The organism is Peribacillus alkalitolerans (assembly GCF_010882125.1).
Lineage (GTDB): Bacteria > Bacillota > Bacilli > Bacillales > DSM-1321 > Bacillus_BN > Bacillus_BN alkalitolerans.
The window spans coordinates 249,513-265,494 of record NZ_JAAGVZ010000002.1; the positions used below are offsets into that span (position 1 = coordinate 249,513).

General features: G+C 38.2%; 12 protein-coding genes and 1 pseudogene. All 13 read right to left on the reverse strand.

The window, feature by feature from the left end; translation table 11 throughout:
• Nucleotides 1–10 precede the first annotated feature (10 nt).
• On the reverse strand, nucleotides 11–1,000 hold the full coding sequence (gene galE, locus G3O09_RS03685; RefSeq protein WP_163100129.1) for a UDP-glucose 4-epimerase GalE: 990 nt from the start codon (nucleotides 998–1,000) through the stop codon (nucleotides 11–13).
• The gene (locus G3O09_RS03690) at nucleotides 1,001–2,182 is read right to left on the reverse strand and encodes a galactokinase (RefSeq protein WP_163100130.1); all 1,182 of its coding nucleotides are present in this window, start codon (nucleotides 2,180–2,182) and stop codon (nucleotides 1,001–1,003) included.
• A gap of 330 nt (nucleotides 2,183–2,512) precedes the next feature.
• Entirely contained in the window at nucleotides 2,513–3,535 is a 1,023-nt protein-coding gene (gene mglC / locus G3O09_RS03695) for a galactose/methyl galactoside ABC transporter permease MglC (RefSeq protein ID WP_163100131.1), read from the reverse strand.
• 12 nt (nucleotides 3,536–3,547) lie between these two features.
• Entirely contained in the window at nucleotides 3,548–5,050 is a 1,503-nt protein-coding gene (mglA, locus tag G3O09_RS03700) for a galactose/methyl galactoside ABC transporter ATP-binding protein MglA (protein ID WP_163100132.1), read from the reverse strand.
• 99 nt (nucleotides 5,051–5,149) lie between these two features.
• Nucleotides 5,150–6,214, reverse strand: a complete 1,065-nt coding sequence (gene mglB, locus G3O09_RS03705; RefSeq protein ID WP_163100133.1) for a galactose/glucose ABC transporter substrate-binding protein MglB — start codon at nucleotides 6,212–6,214, stop codon at nucleotides 5,150–5,152.
• A gap of 521 nt (nucleotides 6,215–6,735) precedes the next feature.
• Nucleotides 6,736–6,919 (reverse strand): annotated as a pseudogene (locus G3O09_RS03710) (transposase); the annotation flags it as partial.
• A gap of 360 nt (nucleotides 6,920–7,279) precedes the next feature.
• Nucleotides 7,280–8,866 carry a response regulator gene (locus tag G3O09_RS03715; protein ID WP_163100134.1) on the reverse strand — a complete coding sequence of 529 codons (1,587 nt, stop codon included), beginning with the start codon at nucleotides 8,864–8,866 and terminating at the stop codon, nucleotides 7,280–7,282.
• Nucleotides 8,860–10,326 (reverse strand): sensor histidine kinase, encoded by a 1,467-nt coding sequence (locus tag G3O09_RS03720; RefSeq protein WP_163100135.1) that lies wholly within the window; start codon nucleotides 10,324–10,326, stop codon nucleotides 8,860–8,862. Before G3O09_RS03720 ends, G3O09_RS03715 begins: the two co-directional genes overlap by 7 nt.
• Nucleotides 10,326–11,327: a sugar-binding protein gene (locus G3O09_RS03725; protein ID WP_240338322.1), complete on the reverse strand. Its 1,002-nt coding sequence runs from the start codon at nucleotides 11,325–11,327 to the stop codon at nucleotides 10,326–10,328. The genes G3O09_RS03720 and G3O09_RS03725 overlap by 1 nt, the downstream gene beginning before the upstream one ends.
• Before the next feature lie 335 nt (nucleotides 11,328–11,662).
• Complete coding sequence (gene lacD / locus G3O09_RS03730) at nucleotides 11,663–12,673, reverse strand: tagatose-bisphosphate aldolase (protein ID WP_163100137.1); 1,011 nt, start codon at nucleotides 12,671–12,673, stop codon at nucleotides 11,663–11,665.
• A 14-nt stretch (nucleotides 12,674–12,687) separates the two neighbouring features.
• Nucleotides 12,688–13,623 (reverse strand): tagatose-6-phosphate kinase, encoded by a 936-nt coding sequence (lacC, locus tag G3O09_RS03735; RefSeq protein WP_163100138.1) that lies wholly within the window; start codon nucleotides 13,621–13,623, stop codon nucleotides 12,688–12,690.
• Complete coding sequence (gene nagA / locus G3O09_RS03740) at nucleotides 13,620–14,786, reverse strand: N-acetylglucosamine-6-phosphate deacetylase (protein WP_163100139.1); 1,167 nt, start codon at nucleotides 14,784–14,786, stop codon at nucleotides 13,620–13,622. The genes lacC and nagA overlap by 4 nt, the downstream gene beginning before the upstream one ends.
• A gap of 19 nt (nucleotides 14,787–14,805) precedes the next feature.
• Nucleotides 14,806–15,972: an SIS domain-containing protein gene (locus G3O09_RS03745; protein WP_163100140.1), complete on the reverse strand. Its 1,167-nt coding sequence runs from the start codon at nucleotides 15,970–15,972 to the stop codon at nucleotides 14,806–14,808.
• Nucleotides 15,973–15,982: the final 10 nt, after the last annotated feature.

Sequence of the window (15,982 nt, forward strand, 5' to 3'; positions counted from 1 at the left end):
CTTTTCACCTCTATTTTTGATATCCATTCGGGTGATGCTGATGCCAGTTCCAAGCATCTCTAATAATTTGATCAATCGAAGTTTTCGATGGTTTCCAGCCAAGTACATGTTTTACTTTTTCCGAAGAGGCAATGAGAGTACTTGGGTCACCAGATCGTCGTTCACCAGTTTTTACCGGAATATCAATACCTGTTACCTGTTTTGCCGTCTCAACAATTTCTTGAACAGAAAACCCTTGACTACTACCAAGATTAAAAATGTTACTCTCCCCACCATTTTGCAGATAACGAAGTGCTAAAAGGTGCGCTTCTATCAAGTCCTCTACATGAATATAATCCCTTACACAAGTACCATCTTTTGTATCATAATCATCACCAAATATCGTAACAGCTTCCCTTTTTCCTAATGCCGCTTCTAAAACAACAGGAATAAGGTGTGTTTCTGGATGATGATCTTCACCTATTTGACCATCATTTCTAGCTCCAGCAACGTTGAAATAACGGAGGGATATATACTTCAAATCAAAGGCTTTTTCGCACCAAGCCATCATTCTTTCCATTGCTAATTTCGTTTCGCCATAAGTGTTCGTTGGTATAGTACTAGCCCCTTCCGTAATGGGTACAACCTTTTGTTCCCCATAAACAGCCGCTGTCGAAGAAAAAACAATGTGTTTAACTCCAAATTCCTTCATCATTTCAAGAACGATCTGAGTACCGTATACATTATTATCAAAGTACTTTAATGGCTCAATCATTGACTCACCTACAAGGGAATTAGCGGCAAAATGTAAGATTCCCTCAATGTTTTCTTTTTCGAAAACAGATTTCATAAATTGTCGATCGCGGATATCTCCTTGATAAAAATGAGCCTTTGGATGGATCGCATCTAGGTGACCTGTTTGTAATTGATCAATCACTACCACTTCAAAATCATTTTCGATTAATTGATAAACCGCATGAGAGCCAATATAACCTGCTCCACCTAGCACAAGAATACTCATTTACATCGCCTCCGACATTTCAATTTCTTTAGCACCATCGCCGATGCTAGCTACATAAATCTCAGCATCATAGCCGATACGTTCTCGATAAACTGCACCAACATTCGCTATAAAGCCATCTACTTCTTCATTTGCGACAATTGCAATCGCACAACCCCCAAATCCTGCTCCCGTCATCCGCGCTCCAATGACTCCCGGCTGTTTCCACGCCGCTTCTACTAAGCTATCAAGCTCTTTTCCTGTCACTTCATAATCATCTCGTAATGATCGGTGTGAATCGTTCATTAATTGGCCAAATGCCTCTAAATTGGCTGCTCTTAGCTCTCTAAGTGCCTTTAGGGTTCTTATATTTTCATAAACCGCATGCTTGGCACGCTTACGAACAACTTCATTTGTAATGAGATATTGATTATCATCGAACTCTTTTTCAGTAAGCTGCCCAAGAGCTTCAATCTGAAGCTTTTGCTGAAGATGAACCAGTGCTTCTTCACATTCACTTCTACGCTCATTGTATTTCGAATCTGCTAACTCTCTGCGCTTATTCGTATTCATGATTAATATTTTATATCCTTCTAATTGGATTGGTGCGTACTCATAGCTTAGAGTCTGACAATCTAACAAAATACCTGCATCTTTAACACCCATACCAATCGCAAATTGGTCCATGATCCCACTATTTACGCCAATAAACTCATTCTCAACCCGCTTTCCAAGCTTGATGAGATCCAGACGTGAAATATTAAAATCAAACAGGCCATTCAGCATTACACCCGTTAACATTTCAAGTGATGCAGAGGAAGAAAGCCCTGCACCATTGGGAATATTCCCATAAATAAGTAATTCAAATCCTGAAGTTATTTCATACCCTGATTCTACTATGTAACGAAGCATACCTTTCGGATAATTAGCCCAATTATGATTCTTATTATAGTCTAATGAAGATATGTCAAACTCGATTAACCCTCTGTCAGGAAAATTCATCGAATACATGCGAATGAGCTGGTCCTCACGCTTTTTGACAAGAGCATACGTGCCATAGGTAATGGCACATGGAAAAACATAGCCCCCGTTATAATCAGTATGTTCTCCAATTAAATTTATCCTTCCAGGTGCAAAAAACGCTTTTTGTGGTGAAGCATAATATATTTCCTTAAATTTAGAGACTAATGTGTCCAACTTCATACTGAATCCCCCATGACAAACGTGTTTTCTTTATTTCATTTTATTCTTTTTAGTAAAACATTTCTACAATTTTACTAAAAGTTTTACTAATTTTTTTCTTTAAATTTACTCATAAAAGAGAAATATCTCTCCTACATTTTATCTAGCTAGCCTAAAAATTCTCATATTTTGCAAAGAGAGGTTTAACCGCAAACCCTTTCAAATCAAAAAGCCAATTCAAATCGGGAATCGTGAACATTCTCTATATTCCTTCCTTCCTTCCATTATTTTCATAATACAAAGCCCCTTTAATAGTGTATTTACACATTGTTAAAGGGGCTTTAACTATATTTATTTCTTCTTTGCATGCTTACGCATATCAAATGCAACGGTTACAATAATGATTGCACCTTTTACGATGAATTGAATGTATGGGCTTACTCCAAGGAAAGCTAATCCATAGTTGATGATTTGGAAAATTAAAACACCAGTAATAACACCAGATACCGTACCAATACCACCCGATAATGATACCCCTCCGACAACGCATGCTGCGATGGCATCAAGCTCGTACATATTACCAGTATTATTCGTAGCACTACCTACGCGTCCAGCTTCAATTGTTCCAGAGAAACCATAAAGAAGACCGGCGATCATGTAGATAATAATGATATTTTTGGCAACATTTACGCCAGAAACCTTAGCTGCTTCAGGGTTTCCTCCGATTGCATACATGTTTTTACCTAATTGAGTTTTATTCCAAAGAATCCAAATAATAATAGAGAAGATAATAGCATAAAATATAAGAAATGGAATTTCATAGTCTCCAATCGGTATTCCCCGTTGAGCAAACTTTGTAAAGCTTTCGCTTAGTCCGCCTATTGGTTGTGCACCGTACGGAGGGCGATCAAAGTAGATAGACGTTACTCCATACACACCTATCATCATCCCCAAAGTAGCAATGAATGGAGGTACGTGAAATTTTGAAACAATGACACCGTTTAAAGTGCCAAATAGACCCGTGATTAGCATGGCAATGATAATCGGAACAAACAAAGGTAGTTCCGGCAAATTTGGATACATTTTATAAGCATAATCTCCAGCTTGAAGTAAAGATGCCGACACAACTGCCGCAAGACCGACCATTCGTCCAGCAGAAAGGTCCGTTCCAGCAGTAATCAGAATTCCCGCTATTCCAAGCGCAATAATAATACGTGAGGATGATTGACTTAAAATATTGATTAAATTGGTAACCGATAGAAAATCTGGAGAAGCGATTACAATTCCAATTACAAGAAGTATTAAAAAAACATAGATTACATTATCGAAAAGCCATTTGGTAATTTTAGAGTTTTTCATAGCCTGTGGATTCATTTACATCTCCTCCTAATACAAAGCTGCTAATCGCATGATTTCTTCTTGAGATGTAGTGGCTGTATCCACGATGCCAGCTGCTCTCCCATTACTCATTACTAAAATTCGGTCTGTTACACCCAAAAGTTCTGGCATTTCAGAAGAAATCATGATGATACCTTTTCCGTCTGCTGCTAGTTGATTAATAAGTTGGTAGATTTCAAACTTGGCGCCAACGTCAATCCCTCTAGTAGGTTCATCTAATAATAAAATTTCCGGATTAGTTAACAACCAACGGCCAATGATTACCTTCTGTTGGTTTCCACCGGATAAACTGCCGATAGAAGTCTTTTGAGATGGAGTCTTTACCTTCATTGAATCAATTACCCATTTAGTATCCTCGTGTACTTTCCGGTCAGAAAGGAATATACCTTTTTTATACTGAACTAGGTTAGCTATGATTGAGTTAAAGCTAATGCTAAGATCAGGGTAAATTCCTGTTGATCTTCTTTCTTCCGTCACGAGGGCAAAACCATTTTTGATGGCATGCTGAGGTGAATGATTATCAACTTCCTTACCATGAAGTTCAACCTTACCTGATTTTAAAGCTCTCATGCCAAATAATGACTCCATTACTTCCGTCCGTTTAGAGCCGACTAGACCTGCAATACCTAAAATCTCACCTTTCCTTAGCTCAAAATTGATATTAGAGAAGGAGGATTCGTTTTCAGCTGTTAAATCTGTGACTTTTAGTATAACGTCGCCAGGTTGATTCAACTTTGAAGGGAACCGCTGTGAAAGATCCCGGCCAACCATAAGCTTAATAATCTCATCGGTTGTTAAATCTTTCGCACTTTTTGTAGCAATGTACTGACCGTCACGCATGATGGTTACTTCATCTGAAATCTTCAAGATTTCTTCCATTTTGTGTGAAATATAAATAATAGCGACATTCTCACTTTGTAGTTTTCTAATGATTTTAAATAGATGGTCTACTTCTTTTTCTGTTAGAGATGAAGTAGGCTCATCCATTACAATAATTTTTGAATGATAAGAAACCGCTTTTGCGATTTCCACCATTTGCATCTCAGAAACAGATAAAGTGCTCACTTTACTTCTTGGATCGATAGAGATGTCAAGACTATTAAAAATAGCTACCGTATTTTCATACATTTTCTTTTCATCTATAAAAATGCCTTTTTTCGGATAACGCCCTAACCATATATTATCCATGACATTTTGCTGACGGACTTGATTCAATTCCTGATGAACCATAGAAACTCCGTTTTCTAATGCTTGTTTGGAATTAGCAAACGAGACTTCCTTACCATCCAAAAGAATCTTACCCTCATCCATTGCATAAATCCCAAATAAACATTTCATCAAAGTTGATTTTCCTGCACCATTTTCCCCCATTAAGGCATGTACAGACCCGGCCTTCACTTTAAGTGAAACATTTTGAAGTGCGATTACACCTGGAAATCTTTTTGTTAAATGACTCATTTCAAGTATATTTGTCGTTCTGGCTTCTGACATGAGCGAGCCTCCTTTTTAAAACCATTGAAAAATATGAGAGGCACTTAATTTGTGCTTCTCATATTTCTTATTGGGTACAGCAGGCGCCTTTAAGCTTTTCTACTTATAAGCATCCTTACCTACTTGAATATTATCGATTGTTACTTCAATGTATGGAACACGAACTGCTTTAGAATCATCTAATGACCAATCTGTTCCCTCAAGAACGTCTTTGCCCTTTGCAGCGTTTGTAGCAAGATCAATAGTCGCTTTACCTTGGTTAGTAGCGTCATTTAATACCGTCCCAACCAATTTACCTTTTTCAATCATATCAAGTGCTTCTGGAATTGCATCAACACCTACAACTGGCATAAACTTGTCTCCAGAGAAATATCCTGCTTTTTCAAGAGAAGCGATGGCACCTAAAGCCATGCCATCGTTATTAGCAATTACAAATTCAATTTTTTCATTGAATTTAGCAATCCAAGCATCCATCTTTTCTGTTGCTTTAGTTGCATCCCACATAGCTGTATCCATTGCTAATTCTTCAACGCCGATCCCTTTTTCTTTAATTGTATCAACCGCAAATTTTGTACGCGCTTCTGCATCTGGGTGACCGGGTTCACCTTTTAGTAATACATATTGAATTTTCCCATCGCCGTTTTTGTCATATTTTTCAATGTTAGCTTCCCATGCTTTCGCAATCATTTCACCTTGAATTACACCTGATTCTGATGATGTAGTTCCAACATAGTATGCTTTTTCATAACCTTGTAAAACAGATGAATCTGGCTCTTTATTAAAGAAAATAACAGGAATATCCTTCGCCTTTGCTTTGTCAATAATCGTCAGTGCTGCCTTTGGATCTACTAGGTTAATAGCCAAGGATTTAGCACCTTTTGCAATTAACGTATCTACTTGTTCAATTTGTTTTGCTTGGTCATTTTGGGAATCATTCAACATCAGATTAACTTTCCCTTCAGATGCTGTTTCCATTGCACGACGAACATAAGACATAAAGTTATCATCAAATTTGTAAATCGTTGCTCCAACAGCCGGAAGCTTATCGCCGTCCTTATTTTTGCCAGCATCCGAACCACCAGTAGAACTACTGCAGCCAGCTGCTAATAGAATGCTAGAAGCAATCGTTAAAGATAACATTAACCCCTTTTTCTTTTTAAGCATGTAATCATTCTCCTCTTCTATTTAGTAATGACAACGGTAAATTAGCATTTACCTTTCACTTTGAAAACCCTTACAAATATGTTAGCATGAGGCCATTTCGTTCAATAAGTATAACCAATAGCATAAAATTGCGAATTCCTAGATTTTTTTGCAAACGTTAAGATTAATAGAAATGAAAAAGACCAATCCATTAAAGTGATTGGTCTCAGATTGTCGACAAAAGATATCGAGAGTTCACCTCTCGATACCTTTTGTCATTTTTGATATGTATTGTAGGCGAAAAGGTTGATTTCCGCTCCAGGCGCTTGCTTTCCGGGGGGCGTTCGCCGAGCCTCCTCGTCGCTACCGCTCCTGCGGGGTCTCGCCTATAACGCTAATCCCCCAGGAGTCAAGCGCCTTCCACTCCAATCAACTAGTGTCCTTGAAAAATCAAATCAAAAACTGGTTAATTAAGTCTTCATGAATCATCCTCAAGCAACTTGATGTCCCAATTGCCAGTTTCTTTAAATTCATGGATTCAAACGTAACAACTGGATCAATCCTTGGGCGTCCTAAATTAGAATAGAGGTGTTCGACTAACGAATAGATTAAGGTAAAATCAATCGCTTCATCGAGTTTTCGGACTAAGTGGTCTTGTGGAACAAGTTGTTCAATAGCCAGCATTTCTAATTGTTCACGTTCATCGATTTGATTTTTCGTCATCATCGTTTATCACCTCAAAATTATGTACGAGCACTGTTGATTGGAGCGGAGGGCGAAGACTCCTCGAAAATGCATTCGCATTTACTTCGTGCGGTGTTTATTCGAGGAAGCTCATTCAATGTCCTGCGGGAAAATCGTGAGACTTGAGACCCCACACGGGCGTAGCGAAGGAGTAGGCTCAAGCCACGCCCGCGGAAAGCGTTCGTCCGTAGTGGAAATCAACTTCTCTAGTTCTTAGTTAACATTCCTAATTGTAAAAGAAAAAAGACTGTAGGAAAGCTCGAAAATCTTCGAGTTTGTCTACAGTCTGAAACCAATCCAGTAAATCGATTGGTCTTTTTCATAGTCTATAAGGTTATTCACTTAACTTACAGTGGCTTTACGGAACTCAGATGGGGATAAACCTGTATGCTTCTTAAACACCCGACTAAAATAATTTGGATCTTTATAGCCGACTGAATAGCATATTTCCTTTAAGCTTTTTCCATCGTCTAGCATTTCCGTTTTTGCCTGCTTCATTCTTACTTCTGTTAAATAATCAATAAATGTCATACCGAATCGGTCTTTAAATAATTTGCTGAAATAAAACGGACTTAGCTCCACATACTCAGCAACTAGCTCTAAAGTAATAGATTCAGCATAGTTCTTTTCAATATACTCCTTCGCCTTATAAAGCATACCTTTTGCATGATTATTTCGCCAATCCTGTACTTGATGAACGACCGTTAGTAAATAGGACTTACCCTTCTCATAAAGAATTTTCAAGTCATCAGACTGATTAATGTTAGGTGTTTGTTCAAAGTCTATACCCAGATCATGTAGCATTCGAGAAACGAGAATAAACAATTCTTCAAAAGATTTACTAATCATTTTCGGATTTTTCTGTTGATTATTGGAAAGTTGCTTTACAAATTGTTCAAAAATAACGGAAACTTGGTTTACATCTCCTTGACGTAATGCATCTAATAGTTGCTTCTCGGCTTCTAATACATCTATCGAAGAAGATATTTCAGTAACTCCTTCATGATTGCCGAATAAAAACTTTTGGTTAGGAGTTTTTATTAATTGCAGTAGGGCTGATAATGCCTCATGATAGGATTTATACAGTTCACTTGCATGGGTATATGGTAAACCCACCCCTACCCTTAATTCTGCGTGAAAAGATTCCTTTTGAAAAAGATGGTTCATATCCTCTATGATGTTAATGGCGTTCGTTTTAAAATGGACTTTTTCAGTCGTTTTTCTGCAAAGGAATAAAACAGGTACTTGTGTGTCAATGATAGGTCCTACCATCAATTCATATTTTTTTACGACCAATTTTAATGCGTCCTTCAGCCATAAATACCAGGACTGTTTATCGATGATAATATGTTCTGGCTCAACAACCTCTTGAAGCGAAAAAAGCATCATGTATCCATAAGTAATTTCTACTCCCAGCAGTTCACTCCACTCATCAAAAGTAAGATCCTTCACCTGGTTTATTAATAATGTATTTACCCATTCCTTGCCTGCAATCGATACGGCACGATCCAAGTTTCTTCGTAAACTTTGCTCCTCGTTTACCCGTTTACGTTCCTCGCGAATATCAGCCTTTACACGCTGTAAGCTCTCAAATATATCTTGCTTTCTACTTGGTTTCAAGATGTATTCCTTTACTCCTTGCTGCATCACTTCTTTAGCATACTCAAAGGTATTAAAAGCAGAAACCATGATAAATCTTATACTTGAATCGATCTTTGTAATTTCCTTTACAGCTTGAACACCATCAATACCTGGCATTTTAATATCCATAAAAATGATATCAGGTTTATCTTTTATCGTCATCTCTATTGCTACTCTTCCGTTAGGAGCTTCACCGATAACAATAACGTCCTCTGAATATCCATTTATGATTTTCCTTAATGCCTTTCTTTCAAGCACTTCATCATCAACAATCAGTACCTTCAGCAAGCTTCTTCCCCTTCTTCCTTAGCCATATAAGGGATGGTCAGTCTGAAATTCGTTCCTTTATTCGCTTCCGAATCAATTTCAACAACATCATTTCTTTGATAAAAGAGCTGCAACCTTTTAATCACATTTTTAACCCCTATGCTCGTAGAATGGCCAGTTGATTTTTCTGGTGAAAATACCTCCTCAGAATCCTTCCCTTCTACGTAATTTAGTAATCTAGTTTTAGTTTTATCATCCATCCCACGTCCATTATCTATTACGTCTACATGGATACGGTCTTGAAAGCGGTAAATATTTAAGCAAATCTGCGCATTTTCTTCATATGATTCAACACCGTGGATGAATGCGTTTTCAATAATTGGTTGCAAAATTAAGGTAGGAATTTCAATATCTAAACAATCATCCTCTATATTTGTAGTAAATAGGATGCGGTCGCCAAACCTTGTTTGTTGAATAAAAAAATACTCTTTAACAATGTCTACTTCATCTCTTAATGTCGATGCCTTCTTTAAATCGCCAAGATTATAACGCAGCAATGCTGCAACAGCCTCAATTAATCTGGAAGTATGCTCCGCTTCTTCCAAATAAGCCATTTTTGAAACGGTATTTAATGTATTAAATAAAAAATGTGGATTAATTTGATTTTGCAGACTCCTTAACTCCAATTCTTTTAACAGTTTGTCTAACTCAGACTTTTGTTTAATTTCCGAGACGAGCTGCCTTAGATTCATTCGCATCTGGTTAAATGTTTCCGTTAAAGGCTTTAATTCATCATTCGTTGTAATTTTTATATCTTCCCCAGATAAATCTCCTTTTGAGATCTGCCTTGCTGCTTCTGATAATTTTCTAATGGGCATTGTAATCCCACCGGAAATCCATAATGCTAACAACGTACTTAGAAAAAAAGTAGCAGAAAAAAGGGAAATGGACATAAGCTTATAATAATGATTTTGCAGTTCCATTTGATCATAGAACACTTGATAATCTGATAATTTATTATTTAACAATGCAAGTGTACTCTCTTGAAGAAATCCGTTTATTTTTAATACTTCATTAAAATGATTAGAGTAGTGGTTAATATCATCCTTCTGAAATGACCTAACAGTTTCATCTGTTTCCGCTAAGAAGCTATCAATCATATTTTTATAGTTTATTAATGCTATATCACTCGTCTTCATTACCTCTTGAAGTTTTCGCTTATCTTTGATTAATTTTATCTTTTCATTTTGGTAGTCAGATAAGTATAGCTCTTCTTTATCCAAAATATATGCATGCAGCTTCTTCGTAATGAAATTGGTTCTTTGTGAAATATCATTAAGCAAAAGAAATTGTTCAAAGCCGTCATCATACTCATTGACGAGCTTTTCACTGCTTTTATAAAAAAAGAAACCCACTGATGATAATAATACGACTAAAACTATGAAATAGAGAAGCAGCTTGGATCTAATTCGAAATAACATTAATATCTACTGTCCCTTCTATCCATATAACTTTTTAATATATCTTCTTTCCTCATAATTCTAGTATTTGTATGGACAATGGCAGGCACCTTTTTTCCCTCTTTGATATCGATCATCATTTCTACCGATTGATACCCCATTTCATAAGGCTCCTGTACAACTGTGGCATTAATTATTCCTTGTTTTATGTAATTTATCGTTTCGGGAAGTGTGTCAAAGGCAATAATCGTTATACTTTTTCTCATTTGATATTTCTCGACTACTTGTGCAATTCCAATCCCATCTAATGCACTAGTTCCAAAAAATGCATTTACCTCAGGATAGTCTTGTAAAATTTGGTGCGTCTTCTCAGCAGCCCGAACACGACTAATATCTGATTCTTTCACCGTAATAATGCGAATCCCTTTTTCTTTTTTCAATGCATCCTGAAAACCCTTTACCCTCTGTATTTGGTGATTCTTATAAAAATTTCCAGTTATGATTGCAACATTTGCGTTTCCATGTGTCTCTTCAATCATTGCTTTGCCGGCCAAATACCCTGAGTAATAATTATCTGTCCCAATATAAGCGATACGTTTACTATTTAATGCATCTGTATCGACTGTAATTATCGGAATTTTTTTCTCAACAACTCGATCAATTAACGGCTTAAACTGCTCGTCATTTAACCCTTGCATTAAAATGCCATCTACATTTGAGGCTGCTGACATTTCTATTGTTTTTACATGCTCATCAATATTGGATTGCTTAGGTCCAACATACTCTAGAAGTACATCATACTTTTCGGCTGCAGCCCGTGCCCCTTTCTCCACAAGTCTCCAATACTCATTATCTTGTTCCTCTGGGACTAAAACGAAATGATATTTATATTTATCTAAATGGTTACTCTCCGTGGGCAATTTATGGGTGACCACTTTATATCCATAATAAATAGAAAAGAAGCAACTTATTATAAAAAATAGAGTCCCTAAAATGTACGCAACAATCGCTGACCTGCTCACCAAACACCCCCTACTCGTCTGTCTCCTAAGGATATTATACTGACACTTTATAAAAGCAACAATGAAGATTTTAGTGGATAACATTCGAAAATATACTAATCTTAAACCTATCCTTCATTGCTTTGCAGAAACTTCGTTAAAATCCCTTCTATGTGATTTGCCTTCCTGGTCTGTTGGAAGGAACGCTCTATTCTTGAAATTACTTATTTCAATAGCAAATGGCCGGTTTCATCATGTGAAACCGGCCATTTTTATAAAATTATAAGAGCCTAGTTGGAATTCATGTATCCAAAACTCTTGAACAGAACTCGATTAATATTTACTTTGCCACTAAATTAAGAAGATACAAGGTTATTACTATTTTTAATCTTATCAAACCATGAGCTAGCAGACTCTTTTAAAACCACATTTAGTTCCTCAATATTCTTTTTCCCAACTACTTGTAACCATTCACGGCTAGCCTGTTCACCAGCGGAAGCAAATGGAGCAACGCCGTCTTTCCACGTGGCGCGGCCGCATAACACGCCATTAAAGCTGGAACCAGATTTTTTGGCAAACTTCAATGTTTCCTGGAATAATGACGCACTTACTCCAGCACTTAAAAAGATAAACGGAAGCTCTGTTGCCGCACTTTGCTCTTTGAAATACGATGCAGCTTCATCCTTGCTATAGACTATTTCACCTTCTGTATAGCCTTCGACAAAGTTCATATCCACAGGAACTTCTACTTTCAAAACATCAACACGATACTGTGGTTTAGAAAATTCCTTCATTGCCTCTATCACCTTATGCGGTTTCACCTTTGCATACTCTTTACTTTTAACATCATCAATATTGGCATCATAAGAGACGATTTCCAAGAAAAATGGAATATCTTCAGCTGCACACTCGGATCCTACTCGTTCCATATATACATGCTTATAATCATTAATTGTCTCGTCTTCATCCACATCATAGTACAGTAAAAATTTAACGGCATCAGCACCAGCTTCTTTCAATCGGCTCACTGACCACTCTGGCAGTAAATCAGGCAGACGGCCCACAGCTGTTGCATCGTAGCCTGTTTTTTCATAGGCAATCAATAAACCGGCGTCTTTGCTACGGACTTTAGCAGCCGGTAATCCATATTCTGGATCTAATAGAATCGAAGTCGAATATGGTGTCAATTCTTCAGAAACTAATTCTTTAAAGCGGATGATACCTTCATCCCCGATAGGATTTGAACTTCCCGCTGCAAGCATTTTTTTCAATGAGCCGCGCTGATCAATCGCTAATGCCCCAATCACACCATTTTCATCAGATAAACGTTTTAAAGCTGCCAATTTGTTTTTTGTTAACTCTAGCATTAATTTTCCCCCTATCAATCTATTTTTTCTACACTTACCAAATCAAAATATTGGTTGAACTTAGCCATGTTAATCGAACCTGTTCCGGCTTCCATCGTATTGAGCATACCCGTGGTCATGGCCGTTTTAATTACTTCCGTGGCAGGCTGATTCCGATTCAATGCCACCGCTAGCCCGGCTACGGTCGCATCTCCGGACCCGACTGGATTCACCATGTCTATTTTAGGGATGGTAACACGGTAATCAGCCGCACCAATTCTAACAAAGGCACCTTCACCACCCATTGAGACGACAATCCACTCAATCCCTTGAAACAACTCATGATCCAAAGCTTGTTGCAATTGGCTTATCCCGCTACCCACTTCCATGTTAAGCAGCTGCGACAATTCCGTAATATTCGGCTTAATAGCAAATGGTTTTTCTTTATTTAAAAGGGCTCTTCTTAACGGCTCACCTGATGAATCCAATATCACAGGAATACCCTTCCTCTGACTTATTTCTATCATTTGTTGATAATAATCAGCTGGCAGCCCCTTCGGCAAACTGCCTGAAATCGTCACGAATGAAACTTTAGACAGCAGTTCCTCAAACTTTCTTAAAAAATCCGCCCCTTCTTCTTTCGTTAAGGTTGGCCCAGATTCTAAAATTTCCGTTTGCATTCCTTCATGAAGAATGGCGATACAATTTCTTGATTCTGTTTCGATTTGTAAAAAGTCATTGGATATATCGCGTTTATTTAATTCCTGGACGATGTAATCACCGGTAGTTCCGCCTAGCACACCGGTAGCCATGACTTTTTCACCCATTTGTGCAATCACTCGGGCAACATTCAAGCCTTTACCGCCAGCCGTTTTACTCACAGTTTCCACACGGTTCACAGCATCTAACATAAATTCCTGAAGAGGATAGTAAATATCAACCGATGGATTCATGGTGACCGCTAAAATCATCGCTCTCCCTCTTTCTGTAACTGATAACGACAAACACCATCAAGGTAAGTCGCAATTAAATCAAGATCAGGATTCAACACAATAAAGTCAGCAGCGTATCCCTTAGCAATCTTCCCACATTCGCCATCCACACCAATACTTCTTGCGGGAACGGTACTCGCCATATAAATTGCTTCCTCAGGTGTGGCAATTCCCCAATCGACGACATTTTTTACAGCATCTTTCAGCTGTAAAATACTGCCTGCTAAACTGCCTCCTTCGATGCGGGCAGCCCCAGCCTTCACCTCTACAGGAAATTCTCCAAGTTGATAGGTTCCTTCCGGCATTCCCCCAGCCATCATGCAATCAGTCACCAAAACGGTATGATTTCTGCCACGGACATTCATTAAAATATTGGCGGCGGCAGGATGTACATGGTGCCCGTCACAAATGATTTCGGCAAAAACATCTTTTAAATTCATAGCTGCCCCGACCATTCCCGGTTCCCGATGGTGCAGCGGGCTCATTCCATTGAAGGTATGAACAAAAATCGAAGCTCCTTTTTCTACCGCTTGTTTTGCCTCTTCATACGTGGCATCACTATGCGCTAACGCGACCGTAATCTCTTCTCCCACTGCATATTCAATAAATTCAGCCGCACCTTTTCTTTCAGGTGCAATCGCAATTTTTTTAATAGAATCATTGGATAATTTCTGCCAAACTTTCACCTTTTCAACGGATGGGTCACAAAAATAATTCGTGTTTTGCGCCCCTTTATGCTTTTCGGTAAAAAACGGACCTTCTAAAAAGATCCCTTTAATTTTAGCACCACAAACTTTCGTGTAATTATTACCAATCATTTCGACAACGTTATTCAACGATTCATTCGAGGAGGTTAAGGTTGTCGGTAAAAAGGATGTGACGCCACACGAGAGTAGTCCTTTAGAAATCTCATTCAATCCTTCAAAATCATTGTCCATAATGTCGTGATTTTTATACCCATGAATATGCGTGTCAACTAAACCTGGAGCAATCCAATGCCCCGTATAATCAAGGATTTCTTCAGCATTTTCTGGCCTATGTTCTGAGAAAATACCGAATTTCCCATCTTTTATTTCCCAAAAACCTGGACCTACCACTATGCCTTCAAGGAAAAACCGATCTGCAAAGATATAAATGGACATACTACTTTCCCCTATCGATTTACTGATAATCATGTATAGTAACGCCTTTAACGACACGGTTGACCGTACCTGTCGGCGATGGGGTATCCGGTGTATTACCAACTTTTACGGAAGCTAGGAGTGAAACCGTTTGTCCTATCATGACAAAAGGTAATGCCAAGTATGCATCCGGTACGGATTGGGCCTCGCTACCGAAAACGAACGTGTTCCCATCATAGTTGGTTTCTCCATCAACCTCGATGGCACAAATATAGCTGGCAATGTTATCCTGCTGCATTTCTTTTAACATATCTAAATCGTATTTACGTGTATATGGATGGTTGGAAACAAACACAAAAACCAATGATTTTTCATTCACAAATGATTTCGGACCGTGTCGGAATCCCAACGGTGAATCAAAGGATGTGACAATTTTTCCAGCGGTTAGCTCTAATATTTTTAACTGCGCCTCTCTCGCCAAGCCTTCAAAACTTCCGGAACCAAGATAAATGATTCGGTCAAAATCAAGATCGATGATCTCTTGGATGGCGTCTTCCCTTCGAATAACACTTTCACCCAAAAGGCGAATCGTTTGAACAATTGCCGATTTTTCTTCAACAGACAAAGGATCAAAAACAAGTAAAGCTGTCAACGTCATGCAAGAATAGCTTCCCGTCATCGCAAAGCCTTGATCATTCGATTTTTCAGGCATCAATAGTAATAAATTATTTTCATCCACTTCTGCCCGCTTGGCTAATTGACCATCTTTTGCGCAGGTAATCGTCAACTGATATAAATTAGTTACAATTTGCTGGGCTAATTCTACGGCAGCAACACTTTCCGGGCTGTTACCGCTCCTAGCAAACGAAACGAGTAAAGTTGGAATATCCGCTTTTAAAAATTGATATGGATTAGATACTAAAGTGGTTGTCGGAATACTGAGTATTTCCCACTGTTTTTCATCCACTTTTTCTTTTATGTATGGTGTGGCAGTATCACCCACATAAGCAGACGTTCCGGCGCCGGTAAAAATGACTCGAACCCGTCCGTGTTTCGTTGATAAGTTTTGTAAAAACGCTTTAATATCCTTGCTTTTCTCCAAAAACAAGGTATAAGCTTCTTTCCATAAATCAGGCTGCTGTTTTATTTCCATCGTTGTTATCGATGCACCTAATGGCACTAATTTTTCATGATTTAATGTATACATATCCGATAAC

Excerpts from the sequence above, each read along its gene's own strand:
- mglC (WP_163100131.1), bottom strand. The coding sequence starts at position 3,535 with ATGAATCCACAGGCTATGAAAAACTCTAAAATTACCAAATGGCTTTTC.
- nagA (WP_163100139.1), bottom strand. The coding sequence starts at position 14,786 with ATGTCCATTTATATCTTTGCAGATCGGTTTTTCCTTGAAGGCATAGTG.
- lacD (WP_163100137.1), bottom strand. The coding sequence starts at position 12,673 with ATGCTAGAGTTAACAAAAAACAAATTGGCAGCTTTAAAACGTTTATCT.
- galE (WP_163100129.1), bottom strand. The coding sequence starts at position 1,000 with ATGAGTATTCTTGTGCTAGGTGGAGCAGGTTATATTGGCTCTCATGCG.
- mglA (WP_163100132.1), bottom strand. The coding sequence starts at position 5,050 with ATGTCAGAAGCCAGAACGACAAATATACTTGAAATGAGTCATTTAACA.
- G3O09_RS03690 (WP_163100130.1), bottom strand. The coding sequence starts at position 2,182 with ATGAAGTTGGACACATTAGTCTCTAAATTTAAGGAAATATATTATGCT.
- G3O09_RS03745 (WP_163100140.1), bottom strand. The coding sequence starts at position 15,972 with ATGTATACATTAAATCATGAAAAATTAGTGCCATTAGGTGCATCGATA.
- lacC (WP_163100138.1), bottom strand. The coding sequence starts at position 13,623 with ATGATTTTAGCGGTCACCATGAATCCATCGGTTGATATTTACTATCCT.
- mglB (WP_163100133.1), bottom strand. The coding sequence starts at position 6,214 with ATGCTTAAAAAGAAAAAGGGGTTAATGTTATCTTTAACGATTGCTTCT.
- G3O09_RS03720 (WP_163100135.1), bottom strand. The coding sequence starts at position 10,326 with ATGTTATTTCGAATTAGATCCAAGCTGCTTCTCTATTTCATAGTTTTA.